The sequence below is a fragment of the Aggregicoccus sp. 17bor-14 genome (assembly GCF_009659535.1).
GTDB lineage: Bacteria > Myxococcota > Myxococcia > Myxococcales > Myxococcaceae > Aggregicoccus.
The window spans coordinates 528666-544843 of sequence record NZ_VJZZ01000001.1 but is presented as its reverse complement, the minus strand read 5'-3'; the positions used below and the strand labels follow the sequence as shown (position 1 = coordinate 544843).

Genomic DNA, 16178 nt, shown 5'->3' with positions numbered 1-16178 from the left:
GCCCGCACTCCCTAAGCTCGCGCGCACGATGAACGAGGCGCTCTCGCCGCTCTTGCAGAAGTTCCGCGCGCACCTGGAGGACCAGCAGGGCGCCTCCGCGCACACCGTGCGCAACTACCTGCTGGACCTGCAGGACTACGAGCGCTACCTCACCGAGCGCATGGGCTCGAGCCTGCTCGCGGGCTCGCACGCGGCCATCCGCGGCTACCTCGGCACGCTCTCGGTGGACCTCGCCCCGGCGAGCCGCGCGCGCCACCTGGCGAGCATCAAGAGCTTCTACCGCTTCCTCGTGCGCCAGAAGCTGCTGCCCGCGAGCCCCGCCAAGCTGGTGAAGAGCCCCAAGCTGCCCAAGGCCCTGCCCAAGGTGCTGCCGGTGGACGAGGTGTTCGCCATCCTGGAGGTGCCCAGCCAGAAGACGGTGCTGGGCCTGCGCGACCGCGCCATCCTGGAGATCCTCTACGGCGGCGGCCTGCGCATCAGCGAGCTGTGCGGCCTGGACCTGCTGGACGTGGACCGCAGCGGGCGCCTCGTGCGGGTGATGGGCAAGGGCAGCAAGGAGCGCATCTGCCCGGTGAACGCGAAGAGCATCCGCGCGCTCGAGGCCTACCTGCAGCGGCGCGGCGAGCTGCTCGCGACCCCGCACGCGAAGCAGGACCCGGACGCGCTGTTCCTCAACTTCCGCGGCGGCCGGCTCACGCCCCGCAGCATCGCGCGCCACCTGGACACCTACGTGGTGCAGTGCGCGCTCACGCGCAAGGTGAGCCCGCACGCGCTGCGCCACTCCTTCGCCACGCACCTCTTGGGCGGCGGCGCGGACGTGCGCAGCATCCAGGAGCTGCTCGGCCACGCGAGCCTCTCCACCACCCAGCGCTACACCCACGTGAGCTGGGATCAGCTGCAGGCCGTCTACGACAAGGCCCATCCCCGGGCCTGAGGCCCTGAGGGTCTGAGCTCTCCGAGCGGCCGAGGGGACGCAGGGGAGGGTGCCCCGCTGTACAGGGGCTGCGGCAATCCTTGGAAACCCTCCGTGCGCCTTGTTACACCCGGGCGCATGACCACCATCCTCTGCGTGCGCCGCGGCGCCAAGGTCGTCATCGCGGGCGACGGCCAGGTGAGCCTCGACAAGACGGTGATGAAGAACTCGGCGCGCAAGGTGCGCCGGCTGGGGGACGGCTCCGTCATCGCAGGTTTCGCCGGCGGCACCGCGGACGCGTTCACGCTCTTCGACCGCTTCGAGGGAAAGCTCAAGGAGCACCAGAAGAACATGGCGCGCGCCTGCGTCGAGCTGGGCAAGGACTGGCGCACGGACCGCTTCCTGCGAAGGCTCGAGGCGCTCCTGGTGGTGGCGGACCGGGAGAAGACCTTCATCCTCTCCGGCAGCGGGGACGTGGTGGAGCCGGACCACGGCATCGCCGCGGTGGGCAGCGGCGGGCACTACGCGCTCGCGGCCGCGCGCGCGCTGATGGAGCACACCCAGCTGCCCGCGCGCGAGGTGGCCCAGGCCGCCATGGGCATCGCCGCGGACATCGACATCTACACCAACGCGAACGTCAGCTTCGAGGAGCTCTAGGCCGTGGGTGACAAGCGCAGGAGCGGCGCCTTCACGCCGCGCGAGGTGGTCAGCGAGCTGGACCGGTACATCGTGGGGCAGGCGGCGGCCAAGCGCGCGGTGGCCATCGCGCTGCGCAACCGCTGGCGGCGCCAGCAGGTGCCGGACGACCTGCGGGACGAGATCTACCCGAAGAACATCATCATGATCGGCCCCACCGGGGTGGGGAAGACGGAGATCGCGCGCCGGCTCGCGCGCCTCGCCCAGGCGCCCTTCGTGAAGGTGGAGGCCAGCAAGTTCACCGAGGTGGGCTACGTGGGCCGGGACGTGGAGTCCATGGTGCGCGACCTGGTGGAGGCCGCCATCGCGCTGGTGCGCGAGGAGGAGATGGAGAAGGTGCAGGCGCGCGCCGCCGAGCTCGCCGAGGACCGGCTGATGGAGCTGCTGTCCGGCCACGGCGCCTCCTCGCGCCCCTCGGGAGGCGGCTTCGGCTTCGCCCCTCCGCCGCCCCCGCCCACGCCCCAGCGCCTCTCGGAGAACGAGCGCGAGAAGCTGCGCGCGCGCCTGCGCACCGGGAGCCTGGACGACGAGGAGGTGGAGGTGGAGACCGCCGAGGGCGGCAACACCTTCCTGCGCAACTTCAGCGGCCAGGGCATGGAGGAGATCGGCTTCAACCTGCAGGACCTCTTCAAGAACATGCCCGGCATGAACCGCACCCGGCGCCGGCGCGTGCCGGTGCCCGAGGCGCTCAAGCTGCTGCAGCAGGAGGAGGCCGCAAAGCTCGTGGACAGCGAGCGCGTGACGCGCGAGGCGCTGGTGCGCGCCGAGCAGAGCGGCATCCTCTTCATCGACGAGATCGACAAGATCGCGAGCCGCGAGGGCGGCAAGGGCGCAGGCCCCGACGTGAGCCGCGAGGGCGTGCAGCGCGACATCCTGCCCATCGTGGAGGGCAGCACCGTCAACACGAAGTACGGCCCGGTGAAGACGGACCACATGCTCTTCATCGCCGCGGGCGCCTTCCACCTCTCCAAGCCCTCGGACCTCATCCCCGAGCTGCAGGGGCGCTTCCCCATCCGCGTGGAGCTGGAGCCGCTCACGGGCGAGGACCTGGTGCGCATCCTCCAGGAGCCGAAGAACTCGCTCATCCGCCAGTACACCGCGCTGCTCGCCACCGAGGGCGTGCGCCTGCACGTCACCGAGGATGCCATCCAGGAGCTGGCCCGCATCGCGCAAGGGGTCAACGAGCGCACCCAGAACATCGGCGCCCGCCGACTGCACACCGTGCTGGAGCGGCTGCTGGACGAGGCCTCCTTCAGCGCGAGCGAGGTGGGCCCCTCGGACCTGCAGGTGGATGCCGCCTACGTGCGCGAGAAGCTGCAGGCCATCACGCAGGACGAAGACCTCTCCCGCTACATCCTGTAGGGTCCCCTCCGCACCCGCTGCGAACCGGTTTCAACGCCCAGGAGCTCACGCCGTGTCCTCGCCTCTCACGCCCGCCCCCACCCACTCCGCCGTCGCCGATCCCTCGTCCGCCACCAGCCAGCGCTGGATGGACAAGGCGAAGGCCCACCTGCTGGGCAACTACAAGCAGCAGCCCATCGTGCTGGAGCGCGGGCAGGGCAGCCGCGTGTGGGACGCCGAGGGCAAGGCGTACCTGGACCTGCTGGGCGGCATCGCCACCTGCGCGCTCGGCCACTGCCACCCGGAGGCGGTCGCGGCGCTCAAGGCGCAGGCGGACAAGCTGTGGCACGTGTCCAACGTCTTCTACAGCGAGCCGTCCATCGCGCTCGCCGAGCAGCTCACGAAAGCCAGCGGCCTCGAGCGCGCCTTCTTCTGCAACTCGGGCGCGGAGGCGAACGAGGCGCTGCTCAAGCTCGCGCGCAAGGCGATGAAGGACCGCGGCCAGCCGGAGCGCTTCGAGGTCCTCACCTTCGAGAACTCCTTCCACGGCCGCACCCTGGCCACCGTCACGGCCACCGGCCAGACGAAGTACCAGAAGGGCTTCGAGCCCCTGCCGCCGGGCTTCCGCCACGTGCCCTATGGCGACCTGGAGGCGGTGAAGGCCGCGCTCTCGCCCGCCACTGCCGCGATCCTCGTGGAGCCCATCCAGGGCGAGGGTGGGGTGCGCTCGGCGCCCGCAGGCTTCCTCAAGGCGCTGCGCGCGCTGTGTGACGAGAAGGGGCTGCTCCTGCTGGTGGACGAGATCCAGACTGGCATGGGCCGCACCGGCAAGCCCTTCGCCTTCCAGCACGAGGGCATCCGCCCGGACGCGGTGAGCATGGCCAAGAGCCTGGGCAACGGCATCCCCATCGGCGCCATGCTCTGCACCGAGGAGCTGGGCAAGGCGCTCGTGCCCGGCACCCACGGCTCCACCTTCGGCGGCAACCTGCTCGCGTGCGCGGTGGCCAACGTGGTGTTCCGCAAGGTGATGGACCCGAAGATGCTCGAGGAGGTGAGCGCCAAGGGCGAGTACTTCCTCTCCCGCGCGCGCGCGCTGCAGCAGCGCCACCCGCAGCTGGTGAAGGACGTGCGCGGCCGCGGCCTGCTCATGGGCGTGGAGCTCGCGCAGGACGTGGCGCCCCTCATCGGCCGCTGCCGCGAGGCGGGCCTGCTGGTGAACGCCGCGGGGGAGAAAACCGTGCGCTTCGCCCCCGCGTACATCGTCACGCGCGAGGAGCTGGACGAGGGGCTCGCGATCCTCGAGCGCGTCCTCACGGCCTGAAGCGGCCCGCGCTCGTTTGACGTGGAAGACCGGGAGTCCTAGTCTGGACAGTCGCCGCACCCACACCTTCCTACCTTGAGCGAGTCACACACCATCGTCGGCCTGGGGACCCGGACCGACCACGTCGCGGCGGCGCCGGGGGTGGACCCGGTGGCGCTGCGCCTGAACCCCGAGGAGTGCGCACTGCTCGCCCTGGTGGGTCGCGCGGCGCGCATCGACGCGGTGCTCGCGCGCTCGGGGCTGCCCGAGCCGCGCGCCATCGCGGTGCTGCTCGCGCTGAGGGCCAAGGGGGCGCTGGTGCCCGCCCGCGTGAGCATGCCGCAGGCCGCGGCGCAGCCGGTGGACGCGGGCCTCGCCGAGGAGGTGGAGCTCGAGCCGGCGCGCAAGCAGGAGATCCTCGCGCTGGACCGCGCGCTGGATCAGCACGATCACTTCTCCGTGCTGGGGCTCGCGCCCGGGGCGAGCGCCGCGGACGTCAAGGCCGCCTACTACGAGGCGAGCCGGCGCTTCCACCCGGACCGCTTCTACGGCAAGAACCTGGGCAGCTTCCGCGCGCGCATCGAGCGCATCTTCCGCCGCCTCAGCGAGGCGCAGGCGGTGCTCACCCAGCCGGACAAGCGCGCCGCCTACCTCAAGGCGCACCCGGAGCTCGCCGCGCCGGCCGCCCCGACGCCGGCCCCCTTCGACCCCGCCGAGGCCGAGCGCAGCGCCGAGCGCCGCGCGCGCCTCGCGCGCCACCCCTACCTCGCGCGCACCCAGCGCCTCAACGAGCTGCTCGCCCGCGCGCGCGCCGCGCTCGAGCGCGGCGCGTACGAGCAGGCCTTCGCCGAGCTGAACCAGGTGACGGCGGTGGATGCGCAGAACGCCGAGGCCGCGCTGCTGCTCGCCGAGACGCGCAGGCGCCACGAGGCGCTGCGCGCCGAGCGCGAGCTCGCCCGCGGCAAGGAGCTGGAGCGCTCCGGAGACCTGCAGGGGGCGCTGGCCGCGCTGCGGCTCGCCGCCACCCTGGATGTAGGCAACGCCGAGGCGGCCTTCCGTGCCGCGAGCGTGGGCCGCAGCGCGGGGCTGGACGCGAAGGAGGTGCGCGTGCTCGCCCTGCGCGCCGTGGAGCTGCAGCCGCGCCGCGCCGCCTACCACCTGCTGCTCGCCCAGGTGCACCTGGAGTCCGGGGCGAAGAAGCTGGCGAAGAAGCACCTCGAAGAGGTACTTGCGCTGGAGCCCCAGCACGCCGAGGCCAAGGCGCAGCTCAAGAAGCTGCGCTGGCCGTTCTAGCCTCGGCGTTTGGGCGTAGAGTGGGGGGTGTATGGCAGAGCGTGAACCGGTGATCGGCATCGACCTGGGGACCACCAACAGCGTGGTGGCCACCGTGCAGGGCGGTCAGCCGGTGGTCATCAAGAACCGGACGGGGCAGAACCTCACCCCGTCCGTGGTGGCGGTGGCCAAGAACGGCAAGCGGCTCGTGGGGCAGATCGCCAAGCGCCAGGCCATCACCAACCCGCAGGAGACGGTGTCCGCGTCCAAGCGGCTCATCGGGCGCAAGTTCTCGAGCCCCCAGGTCCAGGACGCGCTCAAGGTGCTGCCCTACCAGGTGGTGTGCGGCGAGCACGACGACGTGCGCGTGCGCCTGGGCGGGCGGGACGTGTCCCTGCCGGAGATCTCCGCGCAGCTGCTCGGCGAGCTGAAGGCGGACGCGGAGGCGCACTTCGGGCGCGCGGTCACCAAGGCGATCATCACCGTGCCGGCCTACTTCAACGACGGCCAGCGCCAGGCCACCAAGGACGCGGGCCGCATCGCCGGGCTGGACGTGCTGCGCATCCTCAACGAGCCCACCGCCGCGGCGCTCGCCTACGGCTTCGGCAAGAGCGTGCGCGGGAAGATCGCCGTCTTCGACCTGGGCGGCGGCACCTTCGACGTGAGCGTGATGGAGGTGGGCAACGACGTCTTCGACGTGGTGGCGACCGGCGGCGACTCCTTCCTCGGCGGCGAGGACTGGGACAACCGCATCATCGAGTGGCTCGTGTTCGGCTTCGCCAAGGAGCACGGGCTGGACCTGCGCAAGGATCGCATGGCGCTGCAGCGGCTGCGGGACGCCGCCGAGCGCGCCAAGGTGGAGCTCTCCAGCGCGCGCGAGGCGCAGATCAACCTGCCCTTCATCTGCACGCCGCCCGGGGGCGGCGCCGCGATGCACCTGCAGACCGTGCTCACGCGCGACAAGCTCGAGGAGCTCACCCACGATCTCATCCAGCGCACGCTCACCCTCGCGGACGAGGTGCTGCAGGACGCCAAGGTGCGCGTCTCCGAGCTGAAGGAGATCATCCTCGTGGGCGGCATGACGCGCATGCCGCGCATCGCCGAGGAGGTGAAGCGCCACTTCAAGCGCGAGCCCTGCAAGGGGGTGCACCCCGAGGAGGTGGTAGCGCTGGGAGCCGGCATCCAGGCGCACGCGCTCGTCGCCCAGGAGGGGGAGATCCTCCTGCTGGACGTGACGCCGCAGTCGCTGGGCGTGGCCATCGCGGGCGGCTACGTGCGCCGCCTCATCCCGCGCAACACCACCGTGCCCACCTCCACCACGGAGCTGTTCCACACTTCCAAGGACTACCAGAGCACCGTGAAGATCATGGTGCTGCAGGGAGAGAAGGAGCTCGCGCACGAGAACGAGCTGCTGGGCGAGTTCATCCTCTCGGGCCTGCGCCAGGCGCCGCGTGGAGAGGTGGAGATCGAGGTCGCCTTCGACATCAACGCCGAGGGCATCGTCTCCGTGTCCGCGCGCGACACCGAGACCAACCAGCGCCAGTCGATCACCGTCACCGCCTCGGGCGGCCTCACCCAGGACGAGCTGCAGCGGATCATGGAGGAGCAGCGCGACTACCTCATGGAGGCGCGCGCCTCCGAGGAGGTGCGTGCGAAGCGCGCCGAGCTGGACCAGGCGCTGCGCGAGCTCACCCAGCTGCTGCCGCGCGTGCGCGAGCTCACCCAGGGCACGGACTTCGGCCAGGACGCGCTCGCCAAGGCCGAGCACACCGCGGCGAGCGCGCGCACGGCGCTGGGCGGAACGGACCTGGGCGCGCTGCACCAGTCGCTCGAGCAGGTGGCGCGCGCGGTGAACCTGTTCCGCGGCGTGGTGCAGCGGCTGGGGAACGGCCGATGAGCGCCGAGCGCACCGAGCAGCTCATCGAGGCGGCCCTCTGGCTGCGCCTGAGCGGCGATGCGGAGGGCGCGCGCAGGCTGCTCGAGCAGGCGCTGAAGCTGGACCCGGGCAACGAGCGCGCGCGCCAGCAGCTGCTCGAGGCCAATCAGCCGCCCTCCGCGAGCCCGCGCCGCATCACCAACCCCTTCATCCGTGTGGACCCCGCCGGCAGCCCCGCGCCTGCCACGCTCGAGGACTGGGGCGCGGAGGCCTCGCGCAAGCTCACGCCGGACGCCTCCAGCGCCTGGGACAGCGCGGCGAATCCCGGTGTGCACCTGAGCAGCGTGTCGCCCGCCAAGCGCGATGCGCTGGATCTCATCGCCGCGGAGCCCGCCGGCACGGACGACGCGGGGCCCCTGAGCTCGGGCGCCCGCGCGGAGGTGGAGACGCTGCTGCGCGGCGCCGAGGATCTGCTCGGCCTGGACGATCACTCCGGCGCCATGGACCTGCTGCTCAAGGCGCGCGAGCTCGCTCCCAACGAGCCGCAGGTGCAGGCGCTCATCGAGCGCAGCGAGCACACGCTGATGACCATGCTCGAGTCCAAGCTGGGCGACCTCGGGCGCGTGCCCAAGGTGCGGCTGCAGGACGACGAGATCATCTGGCTCAACCTGGACCACCGCGCCGGCTTCGTGCTCGCGCAGATCGACGGCACGGTGAGCTACGAGGACCTCTTCGCGCTCTCGGGGATGAGCCGGCTGGACACCGCCCGCATCCTCGCGCAGCTGCTGGAAGAGGGCGTCATCGCCTCCTGAGCTGCGCGCTCGCCCCTGCGCAGCACGCCCTGCACGTCACCCGCTGGAGGCTGGCCGCTCCGCCCTCCGGGGTTTCCGCGCGCGCTTTGCGCGGCCTGCCTCCGGACGCCGCGCCCTGAGAAGAGACGGGGACGACCCGCCGGCGCCGCTCCCCCTGCGACAACTTGCCGCAGACCGCGGTGCGGTGCGGCGCGTTTGACGGCGGTCTGGGCGCGACGACATCCTTCGCGTCCCATGGCTCTCCGCTCGCTCATCCTCCGCACCACTGCTCTGGTCTCGCTCGCTGCTCCCGTCGCCCACGCGCAGGTGGTCGGGGCGGACGACACGGTGGACCGCTTCTTCCCGCTCTCCGAGAGTGCCTCGGTGCCGCCCACGCAGGTGCGCGCCGAGACGAACGGGACCGCGACCCGGGCCGGTGCGGACGGCAGCAGCGGCTACGGCGTCACCCAGACGGTGGAGATGGTGGCACTGCCGGGGCTCGCGCTGCGCGCCGGCGGCGAGCTGCGCAGCGGCGGCGAGGGCTTCACCCCCGAGGTGCAGGCGAAGTACCAGTTCCTGCGCCAGGGCAAGCACGGCGTGAACCTCTCGGCCGGTGCGCGCTACAAGCAGCTCGGCTTCAGCTCGGACGGCGGCGAGGTCGAGCTCTTCGTCTCGGCGGGGCGCCGCTGGGGCCAGCTCCTGGGCACCGCGAACTTCGTCGCCGGCCACGAGATGGAGCGACAGGACGCGGACTTCGAGGGCCACGTGGGCCTGGGCTACCTGCTCACCGAGCACCTGATGGTGGGCCTCAACTCCCGCTTCAAGCAGGAGGCGGAGATGGGCGGCAAGCCGCCGGGGGGCCGCGTCGGCCGCGAGTTCGAGCTCGTGAGCGGCGGCACCGTGGGCTACCAGTGGCGCATCCTGGAGGCCTCGGTGCTCGCCGGCTGGCACATGCCCAAGGCGAGTGATGAGCAGGGCGCCATCGCGCTGATGCGCGTGGGCCTCAACTTCTAGCCGCCACGCTCCCTCCCGCGGCACCTCGAGGCCTGCCTCCCTCCGCGCGAGGGACGGCAGGCCTCGCCGCTTGCGGGGCCCGGAGCTGCGCTAGTCGTCCGACTGCTGCGTCGCCGCGCAGCGGCCCGCCTGGCACGCGACGCCGGTGCGGAAGCGCGGGGGCGCGCACACCGGATCCGGGCAGCGCTGGGCGCTCGCCCCGCACTGGCGCTTGCGCTCCTCGAGCTGCGCGAGCTCGCTGCGCAGCACGGGCCTCGGCGTGCACAGCGTCTCGCAGCAGCCGCTCTCGTCGATGCGGGTGAGCGCGCAGTCGGCGTCGCTCGTGCAGCGTCCTCCCGCTCCCGCCTCCGGTGCGGCCACAGCGGGAGGCACTGCGCTCGCGGGCTCTGCCGGCGCGGCCGCGGCAGGGGAGGCTTCGGGGCGGGGCGCCTCGCGAGGCGCGGCCGCGGGCTGCGTCGAGGCCTCGTGTGAGGCGGGCGCGCTCGCGCGGGGCGAGGGCTCGGAGGAGCGCGCGCAGGCGCAGAGCAGCAGGGCAGGGAGGAGCACGGAGCGGAGGAGGGGAGCCATGCACTCCATCCTGGACCCGCAGGCCCCGTGGCGTCAGCCCCCTCTTCGCGCTGCTGTCCGCTACCACCCCCAGAACGCAACCGGATTGCAAGTACCCCCCCCACCCGTCATGGCGCGCTGCGGCGCGCTGCCTGCTCTCCGAGTGATGCGGCGTTTTGCCGCAGTTTTTTTGGGGGGGGCCCTTCCCAGCGGGATTTCCACTCGTGCACAATTTCCTCCCCTCGACAGTCCGGGAGCCGCAGGAATGGCCCTTTGTTTTGCAGACGCAGTGGATTCAGGCGCCGCATTTCGCGTGCAGGTCTCTGAACTCCTCCCGGAGCGGATCTCCGCTCCGCGCGCGCTGCGCCCGGCTTCGAGCCCGTCCTGCACGACTGCGCGCCGCCTCTCCCGCGCGCGTCCCTGTTGACCTCTGCTCAGCCGCTGGCCGGCACGCCCTCCTCGGAGCGCGCGCCGGGCCGCTGCGGCCTACCCCCTCCCGCCCAGAGTACGGGCGGACCCTGCAGTCGAAACGGAAGCGGAAGTTCAGTTGTGGTGCGGCTCGAAACCCCCTCGGGTGCCTATGCTTAGTAGAACCAAGTGGAAGCTGTTTGGACTGACGACTTCGGTGGGGCTCGCGGCATGCGCCCCGGCCGTGGTCGGCGCGTACAAGAACTGGAAAGAGGCGAAGCACGACGCCGCCGTGAAGCGCGCCGAGCAGGCGCTCGCGCAGGGCGCGGACTTCATCCCCTGGCAGGAGGAGCTCGTCCCCGAGATGGAGGAAGAGGGCGCCTCCGAGGCGGAGAACGAGAAGGTCGAGCAGGACTTCGCCGACCTGCGCCGGCTCGCGCTGCAGGCCGAAGTCGGCCCGCGCCCCGCCGAGTTCAACAACCAGCTGCTGAGCATCGTGGCCCGCGAGAACGAGCGCTGGAACAAGCCCGCCTCGCAGGACAACTTCGTGCGCGCGCTCGGTGACGCGAACGCCGTCGGCCCGGCCGCCGCCGGCACCCGTCCCTGGCTCAGCCTCGGGCCTGGCACCGCCCGCTCCTCGTACAACGGCACCTACTACAAGTCGATCGACTCGGGCCGTCCCACGCAGATCCGCGTGAAGCCGGGCGATCCCAAGACCGTGTACCTCGCCACCTCCGGCGGCGGTCTCTGGAAGGCCACCGACTTCGGCCAGTACCCCACCTGGCTGCCCCTCACCGACAACCTCGGCTCGCTCGCCATCGGCGCGCTGGACATCGACCCGAACAACCCGGCGACGGTGTTCATCGGCCTCGGTGACGCGTTCGACCGTCAGGGCGGCGGCATCGTGAAGTCCACCGACGAGGGCGCCACCTGGGGCGCTCCGATCGTCCTCGCGGCCACGCACCCGGTGGATGGCAAGCCCACCGCCACGAACAACGTGCGCGACATCAAGGTGGACCCGACCAACTCCAGCAACATCCTGGTCGCCACGGACGACGGCTTCTACCGCTCCACGGACGGCGGTGCGACCTTCGGCCTCATCGACCTGCCGAACACCGCGGCCACTGGCCCGGTGCGCGAGGCCACCTGGGCGCTCACGTACCTGGGCACCACGGGCGGCCAGTCCCAGTGGCTCGTGAGCGGCGTGTACGCCTGCCCCGGCGGCCTGCCCCCCACGCCGGCCAGCGGCACCCAGAACTCGTCGCTCGGCGTGGCCGCCTGCGCTTCGAACCCGGCCGTGGGCAACTACGGTGACTTCTGGAAGAGCACCGACTCGGGCGCGACCTGGGTCTCCGTGCGCGCCTCCGGCGCGCTGACCGCGGCGCTCACCGCGGGCGGCGCGGGCGAGGTCGGCCGCATGCAGATTGCCGGCAACGCGGCCCCGAACCCGGGCAACGCGGTCGTGTACGCCCAGGCCAGCACCATCATCGACAGTGGCTCGGCGGGCAACGCCACCGCGGCCATCCTCAAGAGCACCGACGGCGGTGCGAGCTGGACGGTGGTGGGCACCAAGGCCACGGCGATGGCCAACCCGACCAGCGGCGCCGACTGCAAGACCCTCGATATCGGCCACAACCAGAGCTACTACAACCTGGCCATCGCGGTGGACCCGGGTAACTCCAACAACGTGCTCATCGGCGGCAACCTCTGCGGTGCGCGCACCCGCAACGGCGGCGCGACCTGGGAGAACGTGGCGCACTGGCTGCCCCAGGGCGGCGGCGGCCTCACGGCGGACGGCTTCCTGCCCTACGTGCACGCTGACTGGCACACGGCCACCATCATCCGCACCAGCGCGGGCGCGGTGGCGTTCGCCGGCACGGACGGCGGCCTCTTCGCCTCCTACAACCTGTTCGACGTGACCAGCCCGGCCACCGTGGCCTGGCAGTTCCCGGACGTGGGCCTCGTGACCCAGCTGCCCTACGCGGTGGGCTCGGGTGACCCGGTCTACGGCACGGGCAGCGTGGTCTTCACCGGCCTGCAGGACAACGGCACCCGCTTCCGCCTGGTCGACGACGAGAGCTTCGTCTTCGACTTCGACCTGCAGAACTGGGACCAGATCATCGGCGGTGACGGCATCGGCAACGCGGTGGCCAACGACTCGCGCGGCCAGAACCCCGTGTACTGGGCCTCGGTGCAGAGCAGCTGGCGCTTCTGTGTCCCGCGCCTGCGCGACTGCAGCCGTCCCACCCGCCTCGAGAACGGCGTGGAGAAGAGCAACTGGCGCGCGTTCACCACCAGCTTCCCGGCCGGTGATGGCATCCCGTTCCTCGTGCGCTACGGCGCGCTCAACGACGACAACGGCTCGGTGGTCGCCAACAGCAGCCTGAACGTCTACCGCATCCGCGTGGATCCGCTGAACGAGACCCCCGTGTTCACCCGCATGACGCCCGCGGGCTTCACGGTCGCCGGCTCGGTGCGCGGCACCCGCGGCAACGGCCCGATCGTCTCGCCGTACTCCTACACGGTGGACGGCGTGCCCGCCCGCATCTACGGCGTGCCGCTCTCCAGCGGTGGCTCGGCGATCATCATCGACAAGGGCAACGCGGTGAACGTGATCAACGCCGCGACCGCCGTCACGGTCGGCACGGATCAGATCGGCTTCATCCAGGCGGTCACCGTCCCCCGCAACCCGGCCAGCCTGGGTGGCACGGACGTGAAGCAGACCTGGCTGGTGGCCTCCGCTGGCGCCGTGACGCTCGCGAACACCGTCGTCCCCGACTCCGTGGGTCACCTCTACAAGACGACCGACGCCGGTCAGACCTGGGTGCCCTTCCACGGTAACGGCACCGGCTTCGACCTGCCGAACGTGCCCATCTGGAGCGTGAAGTACGACCCGAGCGACCTCACCGACTCGACCATCTACGTGGCCACCGAGATCGGCCTCTACCGCACCGTCGACGGTGGCAAGACCTGGGCCCGCTACGGCCAGGGCCTGCCCATGGTGCGCACCTACGACGTGGTCATCTCCTCCAACGGCGGCCTCGTGCGCGTGGCCACCTACGGCCGCGGCATCTGGGAGATCCACCCGGAGAGCGAGCCGGCCAGCGCGCCGAGCACCGGTGACTGGGACGGCAACGGGGTCATCGACTACTTCGACCTGCAGGCCATGGCCACCCGCCTGGGCACCACCCCGGCGACGGGGCCGAGCGCGGGCCTCGCCTTCAGCAACTCGCTCTTCTACTCCAACACCCTCGACCTGACCGGCAGCCCCACCACCATCGAGGAGGCTGACCTCAGCGCCCTCGTTGCCAAGTTCGGGAGCACTCCGTGAACCAGGCCATCACTTCCACTCGAACCTACTCCCGGCCCATGACTAGAAACCTCCTCGTCCTGCTGTGCGTGGGCCTCGCGGCCTGCGGCGGTGGCGAAAAGCCCGCGGTGGCCGTCTTCACCGCGGCGCCCGAGACCATCGCGAAGGGCAGCCACACCAAGCTGGTCTTCACCGCCAACAACGCCAACCGTCTGAGCATCGACAACGGCGTGGGTGACGTGACCGGCAAGTCCTCGGTGGACGTCTCCCCCACCGAGACCACCGTCTACACCCTCACCGCCAGCCACGGCAGCGACCGTGCCGAGTCCAAGCTCACCGTCACGGTGGGCCCCACCCCTGCGGCCGGCTTCAAGCTGGCCGTGGCGGGGGCCATCGTCGCGGGCGCTGCGACCAACGTCACGGTCACGGCCGTGGACCCCTCGGGCGCCACCGTTCCCTCGTACACGGGCACGGTGCACCTGGTGAGCAACGATCCCCAGGCGGAGCTGCCCGGGGACTTCACCTTCACCGCCGCGGACAAGGGCGTGAAGACCGTTCCCGTGGTGTTCAAGACGGCGGGCGCGCAGCTGCTCGTCGCCAACGGCACCGTGGGCGGTGGGATGACCGGCTCCTTCAGCACCCAGAGCGCCGGGCTCCCGGTCAAGGCGGCCGCCGCCAAGACCCTGCTGCTCTCCAGCGTCCCGGTGGAGGCGGACGCGGACACGGACGTCACCTTCCAGGTGTCCTTCACGGACGCGTACAACAACCTCGCCACCGAGCAGCGCGGCACCCTCCAGGTGCGGCTGAGCGACGGCAGCGCGGTCCCCGTGCAGGACGTCCAGGTGGGCAGCGACGGCCGCGCGCAGATCACCGTGGCCTTCGCCACGGCCGGCGTGCAGACCGTGACCGTCACGGACTCGGCCAACTCCGCGCTCAAGGCCACTGCCGAGGTGCGCGTGAAGCCGGGCTCGGCCCTCAGCTACACCCTCGCGCCGCTGCCCGCCTCCGCGCGGGCCGGCGAGCCGCTCGCGGTGACCGTCACCGCGCGCGACCGTAAGGGCAATGCGGCGGCCGGTTACAACGGCAGCGCGTCCTTCTCGTCCTCGGACGCGACGGACCAGCTGCCCGGCACGGTCACCTTCGTGGACGGCGTGGCGCACGCCTCGGTGAGCTTCCGCACCGCGGGTGACCACTCCTTCACCGTGACCGAGGTGGGCGGCAGCCTCTCTGCGACCTCCTCCACCGTGGCTGTCAGCGCGGCGGATGCGGCGGCCCTCGTCGTCTCCGGTCCGGCCTCCTCCGAGGCGGGTGCGGCGGCCTCCTTCACCGCGACGGTGAAGGACGCCTACGGCAACACCGCCACGGGCTACCGCGGCACGGTGCACGTGAGCTCCACGGACAGCGCGGCCGTGCTCCCGGCCGACTACGCCTTCACGTCTGACGACGCGGGCACCCACGCGTTCTCGGTGACCTTCAAGACCACCGGCACCCAGCAGGTCTCCTTCGCTGACGCGGCGCACAGCCTGTCCGCCTCGGCCTCGGTGGCCGTGGGGGCCGGTGCGGCCGTCGCCTGCGAGATCTCCGAGACCCCGTCCACCAGCACTGCCGGCGCGAGCCTGCCGGTGCGCGTGACGGTCAAGGACGCCCAGGGCAACACGGCGACCGGCTACGCCGGCACCGTGGCGCTCAGCTCCTCGGACGCGAAGGCCACCCTGGGGGCGGCGGTGACGTTCGTGCCGTCGCGTGACCAGGGCAGCCGCGTGTTCACCGCCACCCTGGTGACGGCCGGCAGCCAGACCCTCACCGCGGGCGACTCGGCCGCGGGCTGGTCGTGCACCGCCACCGTCGCGGTGAGCGCCGCCCAGAGCCGCCTCGTGCTCGGTCTGCCCGCGGGCGTCAACGCGGGCATCCCGGCCACGGCGACCGTGCGCGTGCAGGACAGCTTCGGCAACCCGGTCGCGGACTACGCCGGGACGCTGCAGTTCACCTCCACGGACGCGAGCGCCACGCTGCCCGCGGACCTCGTGTTCACGGGCTCCGAGGGCGGCGTCGGCTCGGTCAGCGTCACGTTCAAGACGCTGGGCAGCCAGACCCTCACTGCGGTGCAGTCCGGTGACAGCACCATCTCCGGTCAGGCGACCACCGCCGTCCACGGCCTGGTCTACACGGATCCGACCGCGGGCGCCGGCAAGGTGCGCTTGGTCCTCAACACGGCCGCCTCGAGCGCCAGCGTCGTCCAGCTGGACCTCGTGTCGAACGTCTCCTACGCCCGCCAGGGCAGCACCACGGCGCGCGGCGGCATCTACTCGGCCGGTATGAACCTGCCGGTGGACACCACCCGCGCGGTCGCGGACTCCACGCTGTTCGTGGAGCCTGCGGCGGCGAGCGCGGCGCTGTCCCTGGGCGCGGCGCCCAAGGCCATCGGCGCGGCGCTGCCCACCACGGGCCCGGGGGCGAACGTCCTCTACACGGGCGCGAGCCAGAAGTTCGCGGGCGCCGGTGCGGTGGCTGCGGACTCCAACCTGACCACCGGCAAGGTGTTCTACTCCGTGCGCCTGAAGCTCCCGGCCACGGCGACGGTGGGCACGGTGTTCGACGGCAACAACCTCGGCACGAAGTTCCGCGCCGCGGTGCGCAACCGCGCGGGTGACGAGCTGCTGCAGAACGCCGACTTCGCCATCGGCAAGCTCGAGGTCCGCTAGCAAGCCGCG

General features: G+C 71.7%; 11 protein-coding genes. 10 read left to right on the top strand and 1 reads right to left on the bottom strand.

The features are described 5' to 3' along the window. Positions 1–28: 28 nt before the first annotated feature. The 8 genes from FGE12_RS02440 (at position 29) to FGE12_RS02405 (ending at position 9203) form a co-directional block, all read left to right on the top strand. Complete coding sequence (locus FGE12_RS02440) at positions 29–934, top strand: tyrosine recombinase XerC (RefSeq protein WP_153864552.1); 906 nt, start codon at positions 29–31, stop codon at positions 932–934. A gap of 117 nt (positions 935–1051) precedes the next feature. After that, a complete protein-coding gene (hslV, locus tag FGE12_RS02435) occupies positions 1052–1570 on the top strand; it encodes an ATP-dependent protease subunit HslV (RefSeq protein ID WP_153864551.1) in 519 nt (172 codons plus the stop codon). A 3-nt stretch (positions 1571–1573) separates the two neighbouring features. Further along, positions 1574–2971: an ATP-dependent protease ATPase subunit HslU gene (gene hslU / locus FGE12_RS02430; RefSeq protein WP_194797489.1), complete on the top strand. Its 1398-nt coding sequence runs from the start codon at positions 1574–1576 to the stop codon at positions 2969–2971. A 52-nt stretch (positions 2972–3023) separates the two neighbouring features. Beyond that, positions 3024–4271, top strand: a complete 1248-nt coding sequence (locus FGE12_RS02425) for an acetylornithine transaminase (RefSeq protein ID WP_370458855.1) — start codon at positions 3024–3026, stop codon at positions 4269–4271. A gap of 75 nt (positions 4272–4346) precedes the next feature. Next, a complete protein-coding gene (locus FGE12_RS02420; protein WP_194797488.1) occupies positions 4347–5543 on the top strand; it encodes a J domain-containing protein in 1197 nt (398 codons plus the stop codon). A 31-nt stretch (positions 5544–5574) separates the two neighbouring features. Next, positions 5575–7419, top strand: a complete 1845-nt coding sequence (gene dnaK / locus FGE12_RS02415) for a molecular chaperone DnaK (RefSeq protein ID WP_153864549.1) — start codon at positions 5575–5577, stop codon at positions 7417–7419. Further along, positions 7416–8210: a hypothetical protein gene (locus FGE12_RS02410; protein WP_153864548.1), complete on the top strand. Its 795-nt coding sequence runs from the start codon at positions 7416–7418 to the stop codon at positions 8208–8210. Before dnaK ends, FGE12_RS02410 begins: the two co-directional genes overlap by 4 nt. Before the next feature lie 234 nt (positions 8211–8444). Beyond that, complete coding sequence (locus FGE12_RS02405) at positions 8445–9203, top strand: hypothetical protein (protein WP_153864547.1); 759 nt, start codon at positions 8445–8447, stop codon at positions 9201–9203. A 90-nt stretch (positions 9204–9293) separates the two neighbouring features. On the opposite strand, the gene FGE12_RS29955 is transcribed toward FGE12_RS02405, so the two are convergent. Beyond that, complete coding sequence (locus FGE12_RS29955) at positions 9294–9770, bottom strand: hypothetical protein (protein WP_194797487.1); 477 nt, start codon at positions 9768–9770, stop codon at positions 9294–9296. A gap of 604 nt (positions 9771–10374) precedes the next feature. On the opposite strand from FGE12_RS29955, the gene FGE12_RS02395 reads away from it, so the two are divergent. Further along, on the top strand, positions 10375–13488 hold the full coding sequence (locus tag FGE12_RS02395) for a hypothetical protein (protein ID WP_153864546.1): 3114 nt from the start codon (positions 10375–10377) through the stop codon (positions 13486–13488). 38 nt (positions 13489–13526) lie between these two features. After that, complete coding sequence (locus tag FGE12_RS02390; RefSeq protein WP_153864545.1) at positions 13527–16169, top strand: hypothetical protein; 2643 nt, start codon at positions 13527–13529, stop codon at positions 16167–16169. The last annotated feature ends 9 nt before the right edge of the window (positions 16170–16178 follow it).